We start from the raw sequence: 22,026 nt of genomic DNA, 5'->3' as shown, positions 1-22,026 counted from the left end.
GGGAAACCCTGAGCGCCTTCGGTTTTCGATCAGTGGCGGCGGCGGGACTTCGGGCCGCGCCGGCCCTTCGCCTCCGCGCGGGCCGCCTCGCGGCGCTCGCGGCGGGTGGGCTGCGGGCCACCGTCCACGCCGTATTCCTCGGTGTCGCTGTGCACCGCGGCTCGGCCACCCTCGTCCGGGCCGGAGTAGCTGAAACCGCGCGGGGCGGTGTCATCGATACCCCTGGCGCGCAACGCCGCGGGCGCGGCATGCCCGTTCGCGACCCGAGCCTCCTCGGTGGGCTGCGGCGCCGGGGCGGCTCCGACCGGCGAACGCAGCCCGGGGCCGACGGCGACGCCTTCCGGCTGCGGCTGCTGCACCTCGACCTGCAAGTTGAACAGGAAGCCGACCGACTCCTCCTTGAGACCGTCGAGCATCGCGGTGAACATGTCGAAACCCTCGCGCTGGTACTCGACCAGCGGGTCGCGCTGCGCCATCGCGCGCAGGCCGATGCCCTCCTTGAGGTAGTCCATCTCGTAGAGATGCTCACGCCACTTGCGGTCGAGCACCGAAAGCAGCACCTGCCGTTCCAGGTTGCGCATGCTGCCCTCGCCCGCCAAGCCGTCGATCTCGGCCTCGCGGCGCTCGTAAGCCGCGTGCGCGTCGTCCAGCAACGCGTCGAGCAACTCCTCACGCGTCAGCTCGCCCGCCTCGCCGACCTCGGTCTCGCCGGCCAGATCCCGATAGTCCAGACCCACCGGGTACAGCGTCTTCAGCGCCGTCCACAGCTTGTCCAGATCCCAGTCCTCGACATAGCCCTCCGCGGTGGCGCCGTCCACATAGGCGGTGATCACGTCGGTGATCATGCTCTGGACCTGGCCCTCCATGTCCTCACCGCGCAGGATCCGGTCGCGCTCGCCGTAGATTACGGTGCGCTGCTGGTTCATCACCTCGTCGTACTTGAGGACGTTCTTGCGGATCTCGAAGTTCTGCTGCTCGACCTGCGTCTGCGCGCTCTTGATGGCCTTGGAGACCATCTTCGCCTCGATCGGCACGTCGTCGGGCAGGTTCAGCCGCGTCATGATCGCTTCCAGCGCGGCGCCGTTGAACCGGCGCATCAGCTCGTCACCCAGCGAGAGGTAGAACCGGGACTCGCCCGGGTCGCCCTGACGACCGGAGCGGCCGCGCAACTGGTTGTCGATGCGGCGCGACTCGTGCCGCTCCGTGCCCAGCACGTAGAGGCCGCCCGCGTCGCGCACCGCATCGGCGTCCTCGGCCGTCTGGGCCTTCACCTGGTCCAGGGTGGGCAGCCAGGCGCGCTCGTACTCCTCCGGCGTCTCCACCGGGTCGAAGCCCTGCTTGCGCAGCAGGATGTCGGCGATGATGTCCGGGTTACCGCCGAGCACGATGTCGGTACCGCGACCCGCCATGTTCGTCGCGACGGTCACCGCGCCGGGGCGGCCCGCCTCGGCGATGATCTCGGCTTCCTTCTCGTGAAACTTCGCGTTCAGCACGTTGTGCGGGATGCCGCGCTTGGTGAACTGCTTGGACAGGTACTCCGAGCGTTCGACGCTGGTGGTGCCGATCAGCACCGGCTGGCCCTTCTCGTGCCGCTCGGTGACGTCGTCGACCACCGCGGAGAACTTGGCCTCCTCCGTCTTGTAGATCAGGTCGGACTGGTCGGCGCGGATCATCGGCTTGTTGGTCGGGATGGGGACCACGCCGAGGTTGTAGATCTGGTGCAGCTCGGCGGCCTCGGTCTCGGCGGTGCCGGTCATGCCGGAGAGCTTGTCGTAGAGGCGGAAGTAGTTCTGCAGGGTGATCGTGGCCAGGGTCTGGTTCTCCGGCTGGATCTCCACCCCTTCCTTGGCCTCGATCGCCTGGTGCATGCCCTCGTTGTAGCGCCGGCCGACCAGGATGCGGCCGGTGAACTCGTCGACGATGATCACCTCGCCGTCGCGGACGATGTAGTCCTTGTCGCGGGTGTAGAGCTCCTTGGCCTTGATGGCGTTGTTCAGGTAGCTCACCAGCGGCGAGTTGGCGGCCTCGTACAGGTTGTCGATGCCGAGCTGGTCCTCGACGAACTCGACGCCCGCCTCGTGCACGCCGATCGTGCGCTTCTTGATGTCGACCTCGTAGTGCAGGTCCTTCTTCAGCAGCGGGGCGATCCGCGCGAACTCGGCATACCACTTCGACGAGGCGTCGGCGGGCCCGGAGATGATCAGCGGGGTGCGCGCCTCGTCGATGAGGATGGAGTCGACCTCGTCGACGATGGCGAAGTTGTGCCCGCGCTGCACCAGGTCGTCCAGCGAGTGGGTCATGTTGTCGCGCAGGTAGTCGAAGCCGAACTCGTTGTTCGTGCCGTAGGTGATGTCGGCGCCGTAGGCCACCCGCCGCTGCGCGGGGCTCATACCGCCCAGGATCACGCCCACCTCGAGGCCGAGGAAGCGGTGCACGCGGCCCATCCACTCCGCGTCGCGCTTGGCCAGGTAGTCGTTCACCGTGACGACGTGCACACCGTCGCCGCTGAGCGCGTTCAGGTAGGCGGGCAGCACACAGGTCAGGGTCTTGCCCTCACCGGTCTTCATCTCGGCGATGTTGCCCGTGTGCAGCGCGGCGCCGCCCATGATCTGCACCTTGTAGTGCTTCTGGCTGAGCACCCGCCAGGACGCCTCCCGTGCGACGGCGAACGCCTCGGCCATCAGCTGGCCCAGCGGATCGGTCTCGCCGTCCTCGACCATCTCGGCGTAGCGCTCGCGGAACTCGTCCGTTTTGGCCCGTAGCTCCGCGTCGCTGAGATCCTCGTACTCCGGTTCGAGGGCGAGGACCTGGTCGGCGAAATGCGAGAGCCGCTTGACCACGCGACCCTCACCAATCCGTAGCAACCTCGTCAGTGTCAGCGCAGGCACGGGTCTCGTCAGTCCTCTGGTCGGTGTGTCAAAACGTGTCGTCGGCCCCCGGGCCGGTGCGGCCCACGCGGCTGCGCGGAATCCGCTGCAAGCTTCATGGTAATGCTCTGCGCGATGTGCAGCGCCTGCGGCGCTGCGTGGCAGGGCCGCGAACTGCACCGCCCTGTGATCGAATCTATGCGCCGAACTCGGATCGACCAGCGTGTCACGGAACCCCGGCGTGAAAAAACGTGTACGGAATTCATCGGAAATGCCACAACGGCCGAGGCGACGGTTGCCGCGGCAGCACAATGAAGCGGGGACGGGCATCGGGCAAAGGAGTACCGGTCAGCGTGATCACGAGACTGACGCCGCAGGACACGGCCTTCTACCGGCTCGAGTCCAGTAGCAACCCGATCCATATCGGCTCTCTCGCGATCGTGCGGAACACCGACCCGGGCGACAGCTCGGGCCGGGCGATCCTCGACTACGACCGGCTGGTCGACCTGGTCGAGAGCAGGCTTCCGCTGGTGCCGAGATACCGGCGCAAAGTGCGGGAGATCCCGCTGTCGCTCGGACGACCGGTCTGGGTCGAGGACAGCCGGTTCGACATCACCTACCACATCCGGCGCTCGGCGCTCCCCGGCCCTGGCACCGACGAGCAACTGCACGAACTGGTCGCGCGCCTCACCTCGCACCCCTTGGACCCGGCCCGGCCGCTGTGGGAGATGTACCTGATCGAACGGCTGTCGGACGGTCGCTGCGCCATCTTCACCAAGACCCATTCCGCCCTGGTGGACGGCGACACCGCGCTGGAGATCGGCCATGTGATCCTCGACGCGGGCCCCGCGCCCCGCGACCTGGCCTGCGACGACTGGATCGCGCCGCGCGAACCCGGCGAGATGGAGCTGCTGGTCGGCGCGCTGGCCCAGCTCGCCGCGCAACCGCGCAGGACCCTCGAAGTGGCCAGGGAGGCGAGCGCGGGCGCGTTCGCGGTGCTCGGGACGGCGGGTAGAGCAGTCGAATCGGTGGTCGCCGCGGTGCGCACCGCCGCGACCGGCGCGCCCGCCAGCCCCCTGAACACCCCCACGTCGCGCAACCGCCGCTTCGACGTGGTGCGCACCGATCTGGCGGACTACCGCACCATCCGCGGACGGTTCGGCTGCTCGATCAACGACGCCATCCTCGCGGTGGTCACCGGCGCCCTGCGCAACTGGCTGCTCTCGCGCGGGGAAGCGCTCACCGAGTCCAGCACGCTGCGGGCGGTGGTGCCGATGTCGGTGTACGTCGAGGGGACCGACGGCGACCGAGCGCGCTCGGCGAGCGAGGTGTCCTCGTTCCTCATCGATCTGCCGGTGGGCGAACCGAGTCCGGTGATGCGGCTGTCGCACATCGCGCACGCCACCGAACTCACCGGGCGTCAGCGCCGCGGCGTCCGCGCGCGCACCCTGGTGCACCTGGCCGGTTTCGCTCCGGCCAGCCTGCATGCGATGAGTGTGCGCGCGGCGAGTACGTTCGCAGAACACACGTTCAATCTGGTGATCACCAACGCGCCGGGTCCGCAAGCGCCGATGTACATCGGCGGCGCGCGGATGCTGGAGATGTACCCGGTGTCGCCACTGCTGCGCAATCAGGCGTCGAGTATCGGGATCACGTCCTACGACGGACGCGTCTTCTACGGTCTCAACGCCGACCGCGACGCGATGGCCGACATCGGCGTGCTCGCCACGGCGGTGCGCGATTCCATGGAGGAGATGCTCGGTGCCTGCGTCTGATGAGAAGAAGCTGCGGGTCTACATCCCGGCTACGGTGCCGATGCTGCGCGAACTGGTCGACAGCCGGGAGCTGACCCCCGTCAGCGGGACCGCGTTCGCGGTGACACCCACGCTGCGCGAGGCCTACGCCTCCGGCGACGACGAGGAGCTCGGTGAGGTCGCCATGAACGAAGCCGCCCGCGCGTCGCTGCGGCTGCTCGCGGCCGAACGCGATGCGATCGGATCGGTGGAGGACTCCGACGACGAGGCCGCACCGGTCGCGGGCGGCAGCCCGGTCTACCGCCGCGCAGTGATCGCCGCCGACGTGACCGGCGCCGAGCTGCGCCCCGATCTCGACGACGCGGTGGTCCGGCTGACGGGTCCGATCCGCTACCAGCAGATCGCCTCGGTGCACGTCGATCTGGCCGACGCCGAACCGCAGGTGGCCAAGGCCGTCGATGTGGTGGACGCGGCCGATCTCGGCGACACCGACGCGGAGTTCGTCCTCGGGGACGCCGAAGACCATCAATTGGCCTGGTACGCCGCCCAGGAGCTGCCGTTCCTGCTCGAACTGCTCTGAATCGCGGCGGCGGCCGCGGGCTCGCCCCCCGCCGTAACCTACGATGCCGTAACCTTGCTGCGAGGCATCCGATCGGCGAGACGGCGGCCTGCGTATCCGACGACAGGGAGACCAACGGCAGCGATGGGTTCGAAACTTGGGAGCTTCTCCGTGCAAAGCGTTCGCGCGTGGCTGGAGGCGCCGGCCGCGAGCGTGGCCGAGCGCGGCGGGAAGCTGAACGTGCTGCGCGGCGCCGTCGCGCGGGTGACCACACCGTTGCTGCCCGACGATTACCTGCACCTGGCCAACCCGCTGTGGTCGGCGCGCGAACTGCGCGGGCGGATCGTCGAGGTGCGCAAGGAGACGGCCGACTCGGCGACGCTGGTGATCCAGCCGGGGTGGGGTTTCGACTTCAAATACCAGCCCGGCCAGTACATCGGCATCGGCCTCCTGGTGGACGGGCGCTGGCATTGGCGCTCGTATTCGCTGACCTGTCCGCCCGACTGGTCGGTGCCCGGGCACGGCGGTAAGCGGCTGATCTCCATCGCCGTGAAGGCGATGCCGGAAGGCTTCCTGTCCAGTCATCTGGTCGGCGGTGTGCCGGTCGGCACCATCGTGCGGCTCGCCGCGCCGCAGGGCGGATTCGTCCTGCCGTACCCGCCGCCGGAGAAGGTGCTGTTCCTCACCGCGGGCAGCGGTATCACTCCGGTGATGTCCATGCTGCGTGCGATGGACCGCCGCGAGCTGTTCACCGATGTGGCGCACCTGCACTCCGCCCGCACCGCCGACGACGTGATGTTCGGTGCGGAACTGCAGGCGCTGACCGAGCGCAACCCGAGCTTCCACACCCGCCTGCATCTGACCGCCGAGCGGGGCAAGTTCGCGCTCGCCGATCTCGACACCCAGTTCCCGGATTGGCGCGAACGCGACACGTGGGCATGCGGCCCGGCCGGAATGCTCGACGAGATCGAGAACCACTGGCGCGCGGCGGGCCTGTCGGACCGGCTGCACGTCGAGCGCTTCGAGATCGAGCGCTCCGCGATCGGCGAGGGCGGCACGGTCACCTTCGGCAGGACCGGTCGCACCGTCGCGGCGGACGGCGCGACCAGCCTGCTCGAGGCCGGCGAGTCCGCCGGCGTGCAGATGCCGTTCGGCTGCCGGATGGGCATCTGCCAGACCTGTGTGGTCACGTTGAGTTCCGGCCACGCGCGCGACCTGCGCAACGGTGAGGAGCGCCGCGAAGGCGACAAGGTGCAGACCTGCATCTCGGCCGCGGCGGGTGACTGCACCCTGGACGTGTAGTCCGGCAGGTACCCTCGATGAGGATCGAGTAGGGAAAGGACCCCGGTGGCTATCACCGACATCAAGGCGTTCGCGCACCTCACGACGGCCGATATCGAGACACTGGGTCAGGAACTCGATTCCGTCCGGCGCTCGGTGGAGCTGTCCCGTGGCGAGCGGGACGCGAAGTACATCCGGCGCGCGATCGCGGCGCAGCGCGGTCTCGAGGTAGCGGCCCGCGCGGTGCTGTTCGGCAGCCGCAATCGCTGGGCCTGGCTGGCGGGCACCGCGTTGCTGTCGGTGGCCAAGATCATCGAGAACATGGAGCTCGGGCACAACGTCAGCCACGGGCAATGGGACTGGATGAACGATCCGGAGATCCACTCCAGCTCGTGGGAATGGGACATGACAGGCCCCTCCGCGCAGTGGCGCCGGGCGCACAACTACTCCCATCACACCTACACCAACGTCCTGGGCAAGGACGAGGACCTCGGGTTCGGCATCCTCCGGATGACCCGCGACGAGCAGTGGCGGCCGATCCACCTGGTGCAGCCGCTGGCGAATCTGCTGCTCGCCGCGACCTTCGAGTGGGGCATCGCGCTGCACGACTGGGCCATCGAGAAGCAGCTGGCGGGCACGCCGCGCTGGGAGGTCGCCTCGGAGCCGAACGTGGCGTTCGCCCGCAAGATCTGCCGCCAGGTGGCCAAGGACTACCTCATCCATCCCGCGCTCACGGGCCCGGCGTTCAAGCACACGCTGAAGGCCAACGCGACGGCGAACCTGGTGCGCAACCTGTGGGCGTACGCGGTGATCTTCTGCGGCCACTTCCCCGACGGCGCGGAGAAGTTCACCATCGAGCAGCTGGAGGACGAGACCAGCGGCGAGTGGTATCTGCGCCAGATGCTCGGCAGCGCGAACTTCGAGGCCGGGCCCGCCATGGCGTTCATGAGCGGCAACCTCTGCTACCAGATCGAGCACCACCTGTTCCCCGATCTGCCGAGCAACCGCTACCCGGAGATCGCGGTGCGGGTGCGCGAGCTGTGCGACAAGTACGACCTGCCCTACACCACCGGTTCGCTGGGCAAGCAGTATCTGCTCGCCTTCCGCACGATCCACAAGTTGGCGTTACCGGACCGGTTCCTCAAGGCGACCGCCGACAACGCGCCGGAGACCTCCTCGGAACGCAAGTTCGCCGGTATCACGCTGCCGTCGCTCGGCACGGAGTCCACGCACTGGTTGCGCGTCGACCCGGAGACCGGCAAGCGGCGCGGACTGCGTTCGGCGCTGCACGAGGCGAAGATCGTGCTGCGGGAGAAGGCGCGGCAGGAGAAGGAGATGCTCCGCGAGGCCAAGGCGGCCCTGAAGGAGAAGGCCGAGCACGAGCGCCGAGTGCTGCGCGGGGCCAAGGTCGCGCTGCAGGAACGGGCCCGTCATGAACAAGCCGCGCTGCGCGAAAAAGCCATGCGGGACAGGCGTTTCCGCTTCCAGCGAAGGGCACGCTAACCTACCATCCGGCCACCGGTATCGCAATAGGGTATTTGACACACCCCCGGGCCACATCTCGGAACCTACGCTGTCGTAACTTACGGTAAGGTAACCCGTATGGCGATCTCGGATGTCAAGGAATACGCGCACCTCACCGAGGCCGACGTGGAAGCACTCGGCGCGGAATTCGACGCGATCCGGCGAGAAATCGAAGCCTCGCGCGGCGCGCGCGACGCGAGATACATCCGCAACGTCATCCGGTTGCAGCGCGTGCTCGAGATCAGCGGCCGTGCGGTGCTGTTCGCCAGCCCGAAGCGCGCCGCGTGGCTGTCCGGCGTCGCACTGCTCGGCACTGCCAAGATCATCGAGAACATGGAGATCGGGCACAACGTCATGCACGGGCAGTGGGACTGGATGAACGATCCGGAGATCCACTCCAGCTCGTGGGAGTGGGACAACACCGGCGCGGCCAAGCACTGGAAGCACACCCACAACTACCTGCACCACAAGTACACCAACGTGCTGGGCATGGACGACGACATCGGCTACGGCCTGCTGCGGGTGACGCGCGACCAGCGCTGGAAGCCGTTCAACCTGGGCAACCCGATCTACAACCTGGTGCTGCAGTTGTTCTTCGAGTACGGCGTGGCCATCCAGCACCTGGAGCTGGGCAAGCTGGTGGCGGGCCGGTACAAGCCGGGCACCCCCGAACGGGCCGACTTCGAGCGCAGGCGCGACGAGGCGCTCACCAAGATGGGCAAGCAGATCCTCAAGGATTACGTGATCTTCCCCGCCCTCACCGGTCGCGCGTTCTTCTCCACGCTGACGGCCAACCTGGCCGCCAACGCGATCCGCAACGTCTGGTCCAACGCCGTGATCTTCTGCGGGCACTTCCCCGACGGCGCGGAGAAGTTCACCAAGGCCGACATCGACGGGGAGACCCACGGCGAGTGGTACCTGCGCCAGATGCTCGGCAGCGCCAATATCTCCGGCGGCCCGGTCATGCACTTCATGACCGGCAACCTGAGCCACCAGATCGAGCACCACCTGTTCCCCGACCTGCCGAGCAATCGGTACGCCGACATCGCCGTGCGGGTGCGCGAACTGGCCGACAAGTACGACCTGCCCTACACCACCGGCTCGCTGCCGGTGCAGTACTTCAAGGCCTGGCGCACGATCCTCAAGCTCTCGCTGCCGAACAAGTACCTGCGAGCCACCGCCGACGACGCCCCGGAGACCGCCTCGGAACGCAAGTTCGCGGGCGGCACCACGGTAGGCATCGATCCGGTGACCGGACGGCGCCGTGGGCTGCGCACCGCGCTCGCCCAGGGGCGTCGGCGGTTCGCCAGGCGCGGCATGTCCTCCGCACGCTGACGTCCGGCGCGGCCGGCCGACACGCGGAATCCGGCGCACGATCCCACGCCCTGAGCGGCGGGCTCGCCGGATTTGATTGACTCGGGCGGTGCATCCTGAGGTTCTGAGCGTCTACGAGGCCATCCGGCGGCGCCGCGACGTGCGTGCGGAGTTCACCGGCGAACTCGTGGACGATGCGACATTGTGGCGGCTGCTGGACGCCGCGCACCGGGCGCCGAGCGTGGGGAATTCGCAGCCCTGGGATTTCGTGGTGGTCCGCGAACCGGCGACGCTGCGCGAGTTCGCCGATCACGTGGCACACAAGCGCGTCGAGTTCCGCGACGCGCTGCCGCCCGAGCGCGCCGCCACCTTCGAGCCGATCAAGATCGAGGGCATCGTGGAGAGCGGCACGGGGGTGGTGGTCTGCTACGACCACGATCGCGGCGGACCGCAGGTGCTCGGGCGGGCGACGGTGCCCGAAACCGGCATCTACTCGGCGGTTCTGGCCATCCAGAATCTCTGGCTGGCCGCCACCGCGGAGGGCGTCGGCGTCGGGTGGGTGTCGTTCTACGATCCCGTCTTCCTGTCCGGCCTGATCGGGCTCCCGGAGGGCGTCCGTACGGTCGCCTGGCTCTGCGTGGGGCCGGCGCGCGAGTTCCAGCGCGTTCCCGATCTCGAGCGCTTCGGCTGGCGCGCCGGAAGACCGCTCACGGAGGCGGTGCACCGCGAGACCTATCGCGGTTGACCCCCGGTCGCGCGCATCGTTACGCAACTGTGCACATCGTTGAGGGTTCAATCGAATACCCACTGGGTACGACATGGGCGAAACTGCGTCTTACGCAGTGCTGTTCATCGTGGTTTCGTCGTTTCCAGGAGGTTTGTCAATGGCCAATGTCGATGCTGTTCGGCTGTCGAGCGAGCTGGGCATCGATCTGGCACAGGCTACGTTGCGCCTGCGTCGGGAAGGCGTCCCCGGCGAGACCAAGCACCAGACCTGTCTGCGAATCCTCGCGGACGAGGGACGCAAGCGGCGGGGCATTCCGGGCAAGCCCTGACGGCGCCCGGCGCCGGCAGCGAACTGTCGCCGACCGACGCGGGACACCCGGTCGGTCGGCGACACGGCAGGCAGTCGCGTCAGACCCGTTCGAGCACCGCCGACGCGCCGATTCCGCCCGCGGCGCAGATGCCGAGCAATGCGGTCTCCTTCCCGGTGCGGGCGAGTTCGTTGGCCATGGTGGTCACCATCCGCGCCCCGGTCGCGCCGAACGGGTGACCGAGCGAGATCGAGCCGCCGTGCACGTTCAGTCTGTCGACATCCACCTCGCCGACGGCGGTGTCCCGATCCAACCGGGTCTTGGCCCACTCGTCGCTGGCCAGCGCGGTGAGCACCGCCAGGGTCTGGGCCGCGAAAGCCTCGTGGATATCCACGAGATCCACATCAGCCAGCGACATTCCGGCTTTCTCCAGTGCGCGGGGCATGGAGATGGCGGGGCCGATCAGCACTTGGTCGGTCGGGTCGACGCTCACATAGCTCCACGACCGGAACGCCGCCAGCGGCCGGTACCCCAGTGCATGCGCCTTCTCCTCGCTCATCAGCAGCACCGCGGCGGCCCCGTCGGTGAGCGGGCTGGCGTTGCCCGCGGTCACGCTGCCGTTCGCGGCGAAAACCGGCTTCAGAGCAGCCAGTTTCGCGATGCTGGTGTCGCCACGCACCAATCCGTCGCGCTGGATGTCCACGCCTTCGGGGGTGCGGACCCGCAGCACTTCGTCATCGAACCGGCCCGACTCGATGGCGGCCGCGGCGCGGTGGTGCGAGCGGGCGGCGAACTCGTCCTGGTCCGCGCGGCTCACGCCGTGGATGCGCGCCATCTTCTCGGCCGACTCGCCCATCACCTCGCCGGTGGTGCGCTCGGCGATCTTCGGCCGGCTCGGCAGCAGATCGGTGAACGGCGCGAGGCGCGCGACCGCGGACAGGTAGTCCTTCGGCTTCGGCTTGCCCAGCGCCAGCGGCGCCGCCGCGTGCACCACCTTCTGCGGCAGCTTGACCTCGGCGTTGGAGGTGGAATCGCTGCCGCCCGCGATCATGATGTCGTATTCGCCGCGCTCGATCGCTGCCGCAGCCGAGGTGACCGCCTGCAAGCCGGAGGCGCAGGCCCTGGTCACGGTGTAGCCCTCGCAGCCAGGATCCAACCGCAGGTCCAGCGCGACCTCGCGGGCGATGTTCGGCGCCGCGCTCGGCAGGATGACGCCGCCCCAGACGATCGCCTCCACCTGTGCGCCGGGCAGCCCCGTCCGCTCCAGCAGTCCCCGCACCGCGGCGTCGGCCAGTGCTATCGAGTCCATCGTGGTGTATCCGGTGAACGCGCGCAGGAACGGCGTGCGCGCACCGGACACGATCACGGCACGGCGAGCAGCTTTGGTGGCCATGCGATTTCCTTTCGAAAGCCCCGGACCACCAAACTTACTTCAAAGTAAGTTCACCGTCGACCCCCTTCGCCGACGGTGAACCCGACGTAGCGACACTCCCCTCCACCGCCGCTGAACCGGCCCGCCGCGCACCGTTGAGCGGCAGACCGGAGACGTCCGTCCCGGCGAACGCCCCTGCCCGTTCCGGAACCGCCGTCCAGCCCTCCCCTCGGACCTTCCGACGCAAAGCACGGTACCAAACTTTCGACTTATTTTCCAAACAGTTTCTATTGGTTTGCTTAAGACCTCCCAGCGACTTACCATGGACACACTATGCATAGCCCTTCGGAGCTGTCGCGGCAGAAGAGATTCGGGCGAATCATCAGAGAACGCCGGGACGAGCTCGGTCTCACCCAGCTACAGATCGGCGACCTCGGGGGACCTTCGGCGCCGACCATCCGGAAGATCGAAGACGGCGAGGCGGCCATCAGCATGCAAACGCTGAACAAGCTCGACGCCCCGCTGCGCTGGCTGCCGGGCAGTGCCGCACGCACCTACGCCGGCGGCGTCCCCGCAGCCGACGAACCCGCGAACGCCGTGCGCGGCGCGGGTGACTCGGTCGTAGCCGGGCCGGACGCGATCCGCTTCGAAATCTCCGATCTCACGGGGCTTCTCGCGGCTTCGGGCAGGCTCAACGACGCCGTCGAGAACGGTCGCACCACCGACCCCCAGGTGGTGGCGGCGGTCGCGGAACTCAACCGGGTGATCTCCAAGCTCTCCGCGCGGTACGCGACCGCCATGCTCGAACGCAACGGCGGTCCGGGCAGGCAATTGCATCCGCTGGTGGAGATGGCCTTCGCGCATCTGCTCGCGGTCCCGGCGGAGGCCAGCGACCCCGGTGAGTTACAGGAACGCCGGTACCGCCGCTGGCTGGCCGGTCGATCGGAGGACATCGATGCAGCGACCGAAGCTCGATTCCGCGCACGCTGGCTGGCGGCCAACGTGGCGACGACAACGGAGCGAAACGGCGAGTGACGAGGCGACCATGACCGACCCAGGACCCGACGGCGCGGCACTCGCGCTGAGCCACAAGATCAATCGACTGTTCGCCGTCGTCCATCCGCGCAACGCGCCGGAACGCAGCACGGAATCGGTCGCCGTCCAGGTGAGCGAATTCCTCGGCCGACCGGTGGATCCCGGCTACCTGAGGCGCCTGCGCGACGGCGAATTCGACGACCGGAACACGGGTGCCACAGTCGATGCCGCGGTCCTCGCCGCAGTGGCGCGCGGCTTCGGCGTGGCCGCCGACTACCTGCTCACCCGTGGTTCCACCGCGGACGCGATCGACCGGGAACTCGAATTGCTCGCCACCATGCGGGACGCGAACGTCGCCAGCATCGCGCTGCGTGGTTCGAACGTCGATCGGGCCATGCTCGCCAAGATCATCCAGAGCACCGAGGGGTCGGCGCCGCCGAATCGGTAGCATGCTTCCCTACATGGGCCACTGAGCTTTTTGTAGGAGACCGATCACATGGCCATCCAGGCCCGGTTCCGGAGCTTGACCCGGGACCTCCCGATACCCCACCCATGGAATCTGCGGACCTACGTGGATGACGTCGCGGCCTACCGGGGCCGCAGCATCAGCCTGTTACCGATCGACACCGCGCTGCTCGCGGGTACCGGATGCGGCACGGGCAGCGGCTTGTGGATCGCGAAGCAGGACAGCGACGTCATCGTCTACGGCGCCGACACCACCGAATGGCATGCCGAGCACATCATCATGCACGAGCTCGGCCACATGCTGCTCGGACACGGTCCGGAGCAAACCGAAGCCGGTGAGCCACCAGCGAGCACACCGACCCTGGCCGCGGTCGCCGACCTGCTGCCCTCGATCTCGCCCGAATCGATCGCCCATGTGCTCGGCCGCACCGACTACGGCACCCTCCGGGAGCGCGACGCCGAGACCTTCGCCGACATGGTGATGCTGCACGCCATGCGTCCGCCGCGGCGCGATTCGCTGCTGCACCGCACCTTCTTCCGCGACCGGCGGAGGTGACCTCGCCGATCCCCGCGCCCATCGGGATACCGCTGATCGTCTTCGTCGCGGTGGTGGCACTCGGGCGGCGGCTCGTCCTGCACGACGACACGGTCGACCGTCTGCTCAATCGGGCGATGCTGTGGGGCATCGCCACGCTGCTGCTGCTCGAGCGCGGCATCGCGCCGGGGATCGGTAGTCTGTTGCACCAGCTTTCGATGGCCACGCTGCTGATGGAAGTGGCCGGTCTGTACGGTGCGGCCCGGCTGTGGTCCGGCGCCGACCCCGCGTTCGCGGCGGCTCGGCAACGGGTCTACGACGTGGCCGGGCTGGCGGGCGGCGCGATCATCCTGGCCGTCGGGACCGAGGCGCAAGAGGGCAGGCTGCTCGGGCAAGCACCGGACTGGCCGACGGTGGTGGTCTGGTCGATCCTGTGGATACCGCTGATCGCCGCCGGGCGGCCGGCCTGGCGCGCGGCAGTGCGCGATCTGCGCTCGGACGCGTCCACCACCGCCGAACGCGTCGTCTACGGCACCCTGCTCACGACGCTGGTCGTCGGTTCCGGCGGCTTGGTCGTCTCCGCGGTGCGGCTCGCCGGTCCGGGCGCGACCGCGGATCCGGCCTTGGTGCGTTGGGCCGCACCGACTTACGCCGCTTCGGCACTCGGCGCGGCGCTGCTCGCCGTGCCGCTGATCGGTTGGCTGCGGGCCCGCGCGGGCTGGGATCGGGCCGGACGGTACTGCCGTCGCCTGCGGCCGCTGTGGCGCGATCTCACCGCCGCGGTGCCCGAGGTCGTGCTCGCCCCGGACCATCCTGTGACCGAATCCGACGCGCGGCTGCTCCGCATGACAGTCGAGATCCGTGATGCCCTGATGCACCTACGGCGCTATCTGCCGGGTGAAGCGGGCGATGCCGGCCAGGCGGAACAGATCCGGCGGGCCATTGCCGCCAAAGCGAGCGGGGCCGCCGTGCGGCCGCGGCGGTCGCGCGATCCGGCCGGGCTGCCCATCGGTGATATCGATTCGGATCTGCGACTGCTGCTCGAACTGGCACGCCGGTGGCCTGCGAGCGGCGTCCCGACGACGATCTCCGGGCATCCGGCCGGTGAGCCGAATGCCCGGAGAAGTGGGGACGGGTGGTGTCTGTTTCGTCAGGCCAGGCGGATCAGGCCGTAGTCGAAGGCGTGACGACGGTAGACCACCGAAGGCCGGTCGGTCTCCTTGTCCTGGAACAGGAAGAAGTCGTGGCCGACGAGTTCCATCTGGTACAGAGCGTCGTCCACGGACATCGGCGTCGCCGAGTGCACCTTCGTGCGCACGATGTGACCGGGACCCGCTTCGTAGTCCGGCTCCCGCCCTTCCTCCTCGTGCGCGTGCGCGGCACCGGACTCGCCGAGCCGCTCGAACAGGGAGTCGTCCACCAGATCGGCAGTGGCCTGGGCGACCGACAGCGGCGTCTTGTCACCGTAGTGCACCCGGCGCCGATCCTTGGTGCGGCGCAGCCGGCTCTCCAGCTTCGCGGTCACCGACTCGAAGGCAGCGTAGAAGCTGTCCGCGCAGGCCTCGGCCCGCACGACGGGACCCTTTCCGCGCGCGGTGATTTCGACGCGCTGGCAGTTCTTGCGCTGACGACGGTTGCGCTCGTGGAACAGTTCCACGTCGAAGAGGAAGATCGATGGATCGAAGCGTTCTAATCGGGAGAGTTTTTCCGCGACGTAAATACGAAAGTGATCGGGCACCTCGACGTTGCGGCCCTTCACCACGATGTCGCCGCGCGGCGCCCGTGGTCGTTCCGTTGCGGGTTGCTCGAATGTTTCCTGGGTGCCGGTTTCCAGCACCGAAGGGGCGGGATCTTTCACTGAAGGTCGTGAAGAAGTCGTCACGCGTACCTCCCGGATCTGGCCGCACCGACCGATTCCAGTGCGGCGGGATTGAGCCGTGCCGATCGACAATTGCTCGGCACTAGTGGTCCGAGGCGCCACCTCCAAACTTGCGGTTCGGGTGTGTGTCCGCGACGCTAGTCCGCCGCCGCGCTGATCGCCAGTGTTCACGCAAATTTCCCGGAGTCAAGCAGCACACGTAACCAGAACGCCACGTGTCGGCAATCCGGCGCGCTCCAGCGCGCGCACCGACTCGCGGGCCGTCGCACCGGTGGTCAGCACGTCGTCGATCAGCACCACCTCGGCATTCGCCGGGACTCCCCAGTCGGCGGCCGAACCGGGGGCCGTGGTCACCCGCCCCTTCAGGTTGCGAGCCCGCTCGGCGGGTGTCAAGCCCACCGAATCGCGCACCCCTCGCCCCATCCGCAACAGCGGCATCAGTTGGCTGTCCGGCAGCCATCGCGCAGCTACCGCGGCCGCCCGCGCCACCGGATCACCTCCCCTGCGGCGCGCCGCCATGCCTCGGCTGGGTGCGGGCACCAGCACCAGCGGCAGGCGCGGAGAACGCAACTCGGCGAGCGCGCCCGCCAGCGCCGCGCCGAGCGGCGTCGCCAGATCCCGCCGCCCCCGCTCCTTGGCGGCGATCACCGCCCGGCGCGCGGGCCCGGCGTACGATCCGAGCGCCCAGCACGGAATGCCCGGATCGGTGCGCGGCCACACGCGCACCGGCGGACCGGACAGCGTAGCGGCGCAGGCGGCGCACCAATCGGCTCCGGAACGTCCACAGCCCGCGCAGGCGGCGGGCAGCACCAGATCGAGCAGGGTTCGCATCGACCGAGTGTGCGCCCGCCCCCCGACATGTTCGCTCGATCGCGTCGACCGCGACGCCTCTGGAAGCACGAACGTTACGCCGTTGCGGCAGCGGCGTTCAGCTCCCGACCGCCCACCGTTTGCCCGGCCCTCGGCCCCGTGAATCTGCTGATCCCGATCCGCCCTCACGGGGCCACGAGTGAGCCTCCGGCGGTACGGCAGGGGCAGCCTCCGCGGGGCTAGCCGGGCAGCACAGGGATGGCGTTCGCGCCCAGCCCCGGCACCTCGCGCCAATAGGGCTGCCCCTGGTCGGGAGCCGAGGTCAGCTCCAGCACCGCGCGCGAGTCGGCGACGTACTGGTGATCCGGGCTCGCGCTCACCGAGCGCACCGGCGCCGTCAGATTCTGCGACGTCAGCGGCGTCGGCTCCGAGCCGTCGACCGAGACCGTGCTGACCGGGTCGACATTGCCCTCGCGCGCGATGACGATCGTGTCCGCGTCGAGCCAATCCACCGACACCGCGGCCGTGCTGAGCCCGACGCCCACGGGAAGCGCCGAAGTCAGCGCCAGTTTCCCGTCGGGTTGGGGCACCACGACGGCGACGTACACCCTGCCGTCCGCGATCATCGCCGCGCGCACCCCGGAACGCGAGACCCGCAGTTCCGTGATCGGCAGGCGGGGCGACGTGGCCGATGACGCCGCCGTCAGCCCCGAGATGTCGACGTTCTGCACCGACACGTTCCCGGTCCCCCGGTCGGTGACCGCGCGGATCACCCGGTCACCGTCGACCACCGCCCATGCCGCGCTGCCGTCCGCGGTCCACGACGGCCGGGAGATGGTGAAGCCCTCGGCCACCGGAAAGGCGTTGCCCCCGTAGGTGCCCACCATCAGGGTGCGCGACGGCACGCCCGGCGGTCGTGCGGCTTCCGCCACCGCGGCCACCAGCTGGCCGTCCGGCGAGAGCGTTGCCGACTGCAAGTTGTTCACCGCGCCGAAGTAGCCGGGCGCGGGAGTGATACCGCCGTTGTCGGCGATCTGTACCAGCCCGCCGCCACGCAGCGCGTGCAGCCCGGCCTGGTTGCGGGCGGAGGCGACCGGATTGAACTGCTGCACGTCCGCCACGCTCCAGCCGTTCGCGGCGAATCGCTCGTCCAGCGGCTTGCCGTCGGCGAGCAACATGTACGGGCCGAGGATGTCGGCGCTGGACAGCGTGAGCACCACCTGTGCGGCCAAGAGTTCGCGCTCGCGTGGATTCAGCGCCGACGCGCCGGCGAAGTCGATCTTGACACCACCGAGCCCGATACCGACGCCGTCGGGGTCACCGTTGGCCTTGGTGATCGTCCCGCGCAGTGCGATCGGCGGCGTCAGCTCGTTGCGCAGCACCGACGCCAGCGCGGGCTGCGGCCCCTCGAGCAGCGAGCTGAGCAATCGCTGCGCCAGCTGCGCTTTCGGCACCGACATCCAGCGCAGATCCGGGACGGCCGAGTTGCCGGTCGGATCGATGAAGTACAGCACGTAGCGGCGGTAGGACTTGAAGAACGCGGCGGAGTCCATCACGACGCCGTCGGGCAATTCGTCGATGCGCCACTGGCCGTTGATCTTGGTCAACTCGATCTTGTTCTCGACGAAGGGAATGTCGTCGTTGGGGCGGTATCCGCCGTCGGCGGACAGTTCCCCGACCTTGCGCGCGCGGATCAGGTAGTTCGCCTTGTCTCCGGAGCGGGACTCCCGCAGCGTGTCCGGTTTCTCGACGATGACCGTGCCCGCCGCGTCGTCCCACTGGGTGGAGGCCGCGGGCGTCATGTACTGACGGGCGGCCAGATGCCGGTTGGTGGGATCGGCGGTCGCCTGGAGGAAGTCGCGCAGCAGCAGATCGGGATCGCGGTCGGCGACGGGCGGCGGCGGTCCCTCGGAGGTCGGCTCCCGGTTGATGGTGCCCAGCGCCTCCGGCGCGGAGGACTCCGGCAGGCTGGCGCAGCCCGTGAGCGGCACCACGACCGCCAGAACCGCCGCCACGAACACGGTCAGGCGCCGTATCAGCGATGATCCGACACGCATTGTCATGGCTGTCCGTCCCCCGATTCGCGCGATCCACCGGTCTGCGCCGACTCCGACGCGGGCGACCCGTTCGCCCCGGACACTGGCGCCGCTTCGGTCGAAACACTGTCCGCGGGCGTCACCGTGCCGTTGGCCGCTCCGTGCGACCCACCCGTGCTCGGCTCGCCGCCCCCCGAGCCCGTGGCGTCGACGTCGTCGCCGCCCGGCTCCGAGCTGTGCGGCCCGGCCGCATCATCCGAGAACTCCGAGCGCACGTCTACCGGCTCCGCGGTCTCTGAGCCGTCGGGATGCGCGCCGACCGGATCGGAGGCACCCGCCTCCGCGTCATGACGCACGGCATTCGTGACCCGCGCGGCACCCGGATCGCCCGAGTCGTGCCATGGCGCGCTCGCACCGCTCGGCTCGGCGGCGGCCGGTTGCGCCGTATCCGCGCCGGCCCCGCCGCGATCGACCGACGGTTCCGGCTCCACGACGCGCATAGACTTGCGCGCCGGTTCCAAGGGCAGCGGGCTCGGGCCGAGTTTCTTGCCGCGCACCAGCGGCAGCGTCAGGCGGAAGCTGGCGCCGAGCCCGGCCTCGCCCCAGGCTTCGAGTTTGCCTTCGTGCAGGTTCGCGTCCTCCACGCTGATCGACAGTCCGAGACCGGTGCCGCCGGAGCGGCGCATGCGGGAGGGATCGGAGCGCCAGAACCGGTTGAAGACCAGCTTCTCCTCGCCCGGACGCAGGCCGATGCCTTGATCGCGGACGACCACGGCGACGGAATTGGCTTCGGCGTCGCCCCGCATCCGGATCAGCACCGGCTTGCCCTCGCTGTGGTCGATCGCGTTCGCGAGCAGATTGCGCAGCACCCGCTCCACCCGGCGCGGATCGACCTCGGCGACCAGCGGCTCCTCCGGCATGTCATTGATGATCTCGACACCCGCGTCCTTGGCCAGGTGCCGCACGGTCGAGATCGCGGCTCGCGCGCACATCCGCACGTCCAGCGATTCGACCTGGAGTTCGGCGACGCCCGCGTCGTGCCTGCTGATCTCCAGCAGGTCGTTGAGCAGCCCCTCGAACCGGTCCAGCTCGTTGACCAGCAACTCGGCGCTGCGGGCCAGGGCGGGATCGAGGTCGTCGCTGCTGCCGTGAATGAGGTCGGCGGCCATCCGCACGGTGGTGAGCGGAGTGCGCAGCTCGTGGCTGACATCCGAGGTGAACCGGCGCTGCAGATTGCCGAATTCCTCCAGCTGGGTGATCTGGTTGGACAGGCTCTCGGCCATTTCGTTGAACGCCTGGGCCAGCCGCGCCATGTCGTCCTCGCCGCGCACCAGCATGCGCTCCTTGAGCCTGCCGTCGGCGAACCGGCCCGCGATCCGGGCCGCGGAGCGGATCGGCAGGACCACCTGCCTGGTCACCAGGGCGGTGATCGCGGCGAGCAACACCAGCAGCACGATGCCGCCGACCAGCATGGTGCCGCGCATCAGCGACAGGCTGCGCTCCTCATTGGCGAGCGGGAAGATCAGATAGATCTCCAGGGTCGGGATCTCGGCGCTCGGGCTGCCGATGATCAGCGCGCGACCCCGGTAGCCCTCCGCGTCGTCGACGGTGGCGAACTGGTAACTGACCTGGTTGCGCTGCACGAACCGGCGCAGTTCGTCGGGCACCTCCTGGATCGGGCCGGACGGGATCTGCTGCGGCGGCATCCCGCCGATGACGCTCAGCGCCGAATCGAAACTCCCTGCCGCGCCGGTGGATCGGCCGGTACCGGCACGGTTGGACAGCGCGTTACGCGCCTCCTCCAGCCGCTGCGGCTGAGCGCCGATGTCGTGCACACCGGCGAGCTGGCTCTCCACCGTGTTGCGCGCACGGTCCATCTCCTCGACCGCGGCGTTGATCTTGGCGTCCAGCAGCCGGTCGGTGATCTGACTGGTCAGCACGACGCCCAGAATCGTGATGACGATCAGCGACAGCGTCAGCGTGGACACGATGACACGCAACTGCAGCGAACGCCGCCACAGGTGGCCTAAGGCAATGCCGACCGCTTGGAACCAGGCCACCACCGGAGCCAGCGATCGTTGGAGACGCGAGATCACGCCATGGATCACGGTGGTCCGGCCTTGTAACCGACACCGCGGACGGTCAGCACGATCTCCGGGTTCTCGGGATCCTTCTCGACCTTCGCCCGCAGCCGCTGCACGTGCACGTTCACCAAGCGGGTGTCGGCGGCATGCCGGTAGCCCCAGACCTGCTCGAGCAGGACCTCACGGGTGAACACCTGACGCGGCTTGCGGGCCAGGGCGACGAGCAGGTCGAACTCCAGCGGCGTCAGCGAGATCTGCGCGCCGCCGCGGCTGACCTTGTGCGCGGGCACGTCGATCACGATATCGGCGATCGACAGCAGCTCGGCGGGCTCCTCCTCGGTACGGCGCAGGCGGGCCCGCACCCGGGCGACGAGCTCCTTCGGCTTGAAGGGCTTGACGATGTAATCGTCGGCGCCCGATTCCAGACCCAGCACGACGTCGACCGTGTCGGTCTTCGCCGTGAGCATCACGATCGGAACCCCGGAATCGGCCCGCAGCACACGGCACACGTCGATGCCGTTCATGCCGGGCAGCATCAGGTCCAGCAGCACCAAATCGGGGCGGATCTCGCGAACCGCCGCCAGGGCCTGTGTGCCGTCGCCGACCACGTGCGGGTCGAACCCTTCCCCGCGCAAGACGATCGTCAGCATCTCAGCGAGTGCCATATCGTCGTCGACGACCAGAATCTTCGGCTTCATAACTACTATGTTGTCATCTCCCAGGCCAGGATCGGGCCGCCACGCCAACACTGGTGCGAACCCGCGGCACAACCAACCTTATCGACCAACGATTTCGGCGATGCGCGCGGCCAGCGAAGCCGGGCCGTCCTCGGCCCGATAGGTCCACCACGGTCCGCGCCAGTCGCGTTCGGCCAGCTCACGGTACACCGCGCCGGTCCGGTGCTGCAGACCGCCGTCGCGCTCGTAAGCGTCGAGCGCGCGCTCGGTGTCGAGTTCGCCACGCTTGCGGGCACGCTCGGCGGCGAGCTCGGTGGGCACGTCCAGCAACAGCTGGAGCGCCGGCTCCGGCAGCGCGAATCTGCCGAACTCCAATTCGCCCACCCAATCCACGATTTCGCCGTCCGCCGACTGCCCTAGGCGGGCGGCCGAATAGGCGGCATTGGAAGCGACATAACGGTCCAGGAGCACAACGTCGTTGTCGGCCAACATCTTCGACAGCTCGTCCGCGGCGTCCGCGCGATCCAGCGCGAACAGCAGGGCCATGCCGCTGACCGAGCCCGCGAGGTCGCCGTGCGCGCCGCGCAGCGCCTCCGCGGCCAGGTCGGCGTGCACCGAGACCCGGTAGCGCGGGAAGGCCATCGTCGCGACGCGCAGCCCACGACCCCGCAGATCGGCGACCACTCGCTCGATCAGCGTCCGCTTACCCGCGCCGTCGAGCCCCTCGACCGCTATCAGGACTCCCATGACCAGGCACAATACCCCGCCGACTACCCGATGCCCCCACCGGCTGACCAGTG

The 22,026-nt window shown here is 68.8% G+C and carries 19 protein-coding genes; 11 read left to right on the top strand and 8 right to left on the bottom strand.

The genetic code is table 11. The annotated features are described in order from the left end of the window. Nucleotides 1-29: 29 nt before the first annotated feature. The gene (gene secA, locus GVY64_RS27325) at nt 30-2,888 is read right to left on the bottom strand and encodes a preprotein translocase subunit SecA (protein WP_159847370.1); all 2,859 of its coding nucleotides are present in this window, start codon (nt 2,886-2,888) and stop codon (nt 30-32) included. A 332-nt stretch (nt 2,889-3,220) separates the two neighbouring features. Here secA and GVY64_RS27320 point away from each other — a divergent pair, with 332 nt between their 5' ends. From GVY64_RS27320 to GVY64_RS27290, 7 genes are all read left to right on the top strand, one after another. Next, complete coding sequence (locus GVY64_RS27320; protein ID WP_159847367.1) at nt 3,221-4,642, top strand: WS/DGAT/MGAT family O-acyltransferase; 1,422 nt, start codon at nt 3,221-3,223, stop codon at nt 4,640-4,642. A 10-nt stretch (nt 4,643-4,652) separates the two neighbouring features. Beyond that, the gene (locus GVY64_RS27315) at nt 4,653-5,201 is read left to right on the top strand and encodes a DUF6912 family protein (RefSeq protein ID WP_159847458.1); all 549 of its coding nucleotides are present in this window, start codon (nt 4,653-4,655) and stop codon (nt 5,199-5,201) included. 123 nt (nt 5,202-5,324) lie between these two features. Further along, complete coding sequence (locus GVY64_RS27310; protein WP_159847364.1) at nt 5,325-6,482, top strand: ferredoxin reductase; 1,158 nt, start codon at nt 5,325-5,327, stop codon at nt 6,480-6,482. A 45-nt stretch (nt 6,483-6,527) separates the two neighbouring features. Then, on the top strand, nt 6,528-7,964 hold the full coding sequence (locus tag GVY64_RS27305; protein WP_159847361.1) for a fatty acid desaturase: 1,437 nt from the start codon (nt 6,528-6,530) through the stop codon (nt 7,962-7,964). Between the two features lie 99 nt (nt 7,965-8,063). Continuing rightward, nucleotides 8,064-9,320: a fatty acid desaturase family protein gene (locus GVY64_RS27300; protein ID WP_159847358.1), complete on the top strand. Its 1,257-nt coding sequence runs from the start codon at nt 8,064-8,066 to the stop codon at nt 9,318-9,320. A gap of 103 nt (nt 9,321-9,423) precedes the next feature. After that, nucleotides 9,424-10,044, top strand: a complete 621-nt coding sequence (gene bluB, locus GVY64_RS27295) for a 5,6-dimethylbenzimidazole synthase (RefSeq protein WP_201298173.1) — start codon at nt 9,424-9,426, stop codon at nt 10,042-10,044. Between the two features lie 139 nt (nt 10,045-10,183). After that, nucleotides 10,184-10,354, top strand: coding sequence for a hypothetical protein (locus tag GVY64_RS27290; RefSeq protein ID WP_159847352.1), 171 nt, complete (start codon nt 10,184-10,186; stop codon nt 10,352-10,354). A 79-nt stretch (nt 10,355-10,433) separates the two neighbouring features. On the opposite strand, the gene GVY64_RS27285 is transcribed toward GVY64_RS27290, so the two are convergent. After that, nucleotides 10,434-11,726 carry an acetyl-CoA C-acyltransferase gene (locus tag GVY64_RS27285; protein ID WP_159847349.1) on the bottom strand — a complete coding sequence of 431 codons (1,293 nt, stop codon included), beginning with the start codon at nt 11,724-11,726 and terminating at the stop codon, nt 10,434-10,436. 312 nt (nt 11,727-12,038) lie between these two features. Between GVY64_RS27285 and GVY64_RS27280 the strand changes: the two genes are divergently transcribed. From GVY64_RS27280 to GVY64_RS27265, 4 genes are read left to right on the top strand one after another with little or no spacing between them, the layout of a single operon-like run. After that, a complete protein-coding gene (locus GVY64_RS27280) occupies nt 12,039-12,740 on the top strand; it encodes a helix-turn-helix domain-containing protein (protein ID WP_159847346.1) in 702 nt (233 codons plus the stop codon). 10 nt (nt 12,741-12,750) lie between these two features. Then, nucleotides 12,751-13,188 carry a hypothetical protein gene (locus GVY64_RS27275; RefSeq protein ID WP_159847344.1) on the top strand — a complete coding sequence of 146 codons (438 nt, stop codon included), beginning with the start codon at nt 12,751-12,753 and terminating at the stop codon, nt 13,186-13,188. A gap of 48 nt (nt 13,189-13,236) precedes the next feature. Then, nucleotides 13,237-13,761, top strand: a complete 525-nt coding sequence (locus tag GVY64_RS27270; RefSeq protein ID WP_159847341.1) for a hypothetical protein — start codon at nt 13,237-13,239, stop codon at nt 13,759-13,761. Then, on the top strand, nt 13,758-14,915 hold the full coding sequence (locus tag GVY64_RS27265; protein ID WP_159847338.1) for an MAB_1171c family putative transporter: 1,158 nt from the start codon (nt 13,758-13,760) through the stop codon (nt 14,913-14,915). Before GVY64_RS27270 ends, GVY64_RS27265 begins: the two co-directional genes overlap by 4 nt. Here the strand turns inward: GVY64_RS27265 and hpf are convergent. The 6 genes from hpf to GVY64_RS27235 all read right to left on the bottom strand — a co-directional run bounded on the left by hpf (nt 14,891) and on the right by GVY64_RS27235 (nt 21,973). Further along, nucleotides 14,891-15,505 carry a ribosome hibernation-promoting factor, HPF/YfiA family gene (hpf, locus tag GVY64_RS27260; protein WP_442939635.1) on the bottom strand — a complete coding sequence of 205 codons (615 nt, stop codon included), beginning with the start codon at nt 15,503-15,505 and terminating at the stop codon, nt 14,891-14,893. The two genes, GVY64_RS27265 and hpf, sit on opposite strands and share 25 nt — an antisense overlap. A gap of 300 nt (nt 15,506-15,805) precedes the next feature. Beyond that, complete coding sequence (locus GVY64_RS27255; RefSeq protein ID WP_159847335.1) at nt 15,806-16,450, bottom strand: ComF family protein; 645 nt, start codon at nt 16,448-16,450, stop codon at nt 15,806-15,808. A 218-nt stretch (nt 16,451-16,668) separates the two neighbouring features. Beyond that, nucleotides 16,669-18,492 (bottom strand): MtrAB system accessory lipoprotein LpqB, encoded by a 1,824-nt coding sequence (gene lpqB / locus GVY64_RS27250; RefSeq protein ID WP_159847332.1) that lies wholly within the window; start codon nt 18,490-18,492, stop codon nt 16,669-16,671. Further along, nucleotides 18,489-20,561, bottom strand: coding sequence for an MtrAB system histidine kinase MtrB (gene mtrB / locus GVY64_RS27245; RefSeq protein WP_236567244.1), 2,073 nt, complete (start codon nt 20,559-20,561; stop codon nt 18,489-18,491). The genes lpqB and mtrB overlap by 4 nt, the downstream gene beginning before the upstream one ends. 8 nt (nt 20,562-20,569) lie before the next feature. Further along, nucleotides 20,570-21,247: an MtrAB system response regulator MtrA gene (gene mtrA, locus GVY64_RS27240; protein ID WP_039800350.1), complete on the bottom strand. Its 678-nt coding sequence runs from the start codon at nt 21,245-21,247 to the stop codon at nt 20,570-20,572. Nucleotides 21,248-21,325: 78 nt separating this feature from the next. Next, nucleotides 21,326-21,973, bottom strand: coding sequence for a dTMP kinase (locus GVY64_RS27235; protein ID WP_159847329.1), 648 nt, complete (start codon nt 21,971-21,973; stop codon nt 21,326-21,328). Nucleotides 21,974-22,026 lie beyond the last annotated feature (53 nt).

The organism is Nocardia sp. CY41, assembly GCF_009829325.1.
Taxonomy (GTDB): Bacteria; Actinomycetota; Actinomycetes; order Mycobacteriales; family Mycobacteriaceae; genus Nocardia.
The sequence above is the reverse complement of the archived record's forward strand: the minus strand, read 5'-3'. Positions and strand labels throughout refer to the sequence as shown.

Coding starts and splice junctions, on each gene's coding strand:
- GVY64_RS27310 (WP_159847364.1), top strand. CDS start 5,325: ATGGGTTCGAAACTTGGGAGCTTCTCCGTGCAAAGCGTTCGCGCGTGG.
- GVY64_RS27300 (WP_159847358.1), top strand. CDS start 8,064: ATGGCGATCTCGGATGTCAAGGAATACGCGCACCTCACCGAGGCCGAC.
- GVY64_RS27290 (WP_159847352.1), top strand. CDS start 10,184: ATGGCCAATGTCGATGCTGTTCGGCTGTCGAGCGAGCTGGGCATCGAT.
- GVY64_RS27285 (WP_159847349.1), bottom strand. CDS start 11,726: ATGGCCACCAAAGCTGCTCGCCGTGCCGTGATCGTGTCCGGTGCGCGC.
- GVY64_RS27280 (WP_159847346.1), top strand. CDS start 12,039: ATGCATAGCCCTTCGGAGCTGTCGCGGCAGAAGAGATTCGGGCGAATC.
- GVY64_RS27275 (WP_159847344.1), top strand. CDS start 12,751: ATGACCGACCCAGGACCCGACGGCGCGGCACTCGCGCTGAGCCACAAG.
- GVY64_RS27270 (WP_159847341.1), top strand. CDS start 13,237: ATGGCCATCCAGGCCCGGTTCCGGAGCTTGACCCGGGACCTCCCGATA.
- GVY64_RS27255 (WP_159847335.1), bottom strand. CDS start 16,450: ATGCGAACCCTGCTCGATCTGGTGCTGCCCGCCGCCTGCGCGGGCTGT.
- lpqB (WP_159847332.1), bottom strand. CDS start 18,492: ATGACAATGCGTGTCGGATCATCGCTGATACGGCGCCTGACCGTGTTC.
- mtrA (WP_039800350.1), bottom strand. CDS start 21,247: ATGAAGCCGAAGATTCTGGTCGTCGACGACGATATGGCACTCGCTGAG.
- GVY64_RS27235 (WP_159847329.1), bottom strand. CDS start 21,973: ATGGGAGTCCTGATAGCGGTCGAGGGGCTCGACGGCGCGGGTAAGCGG.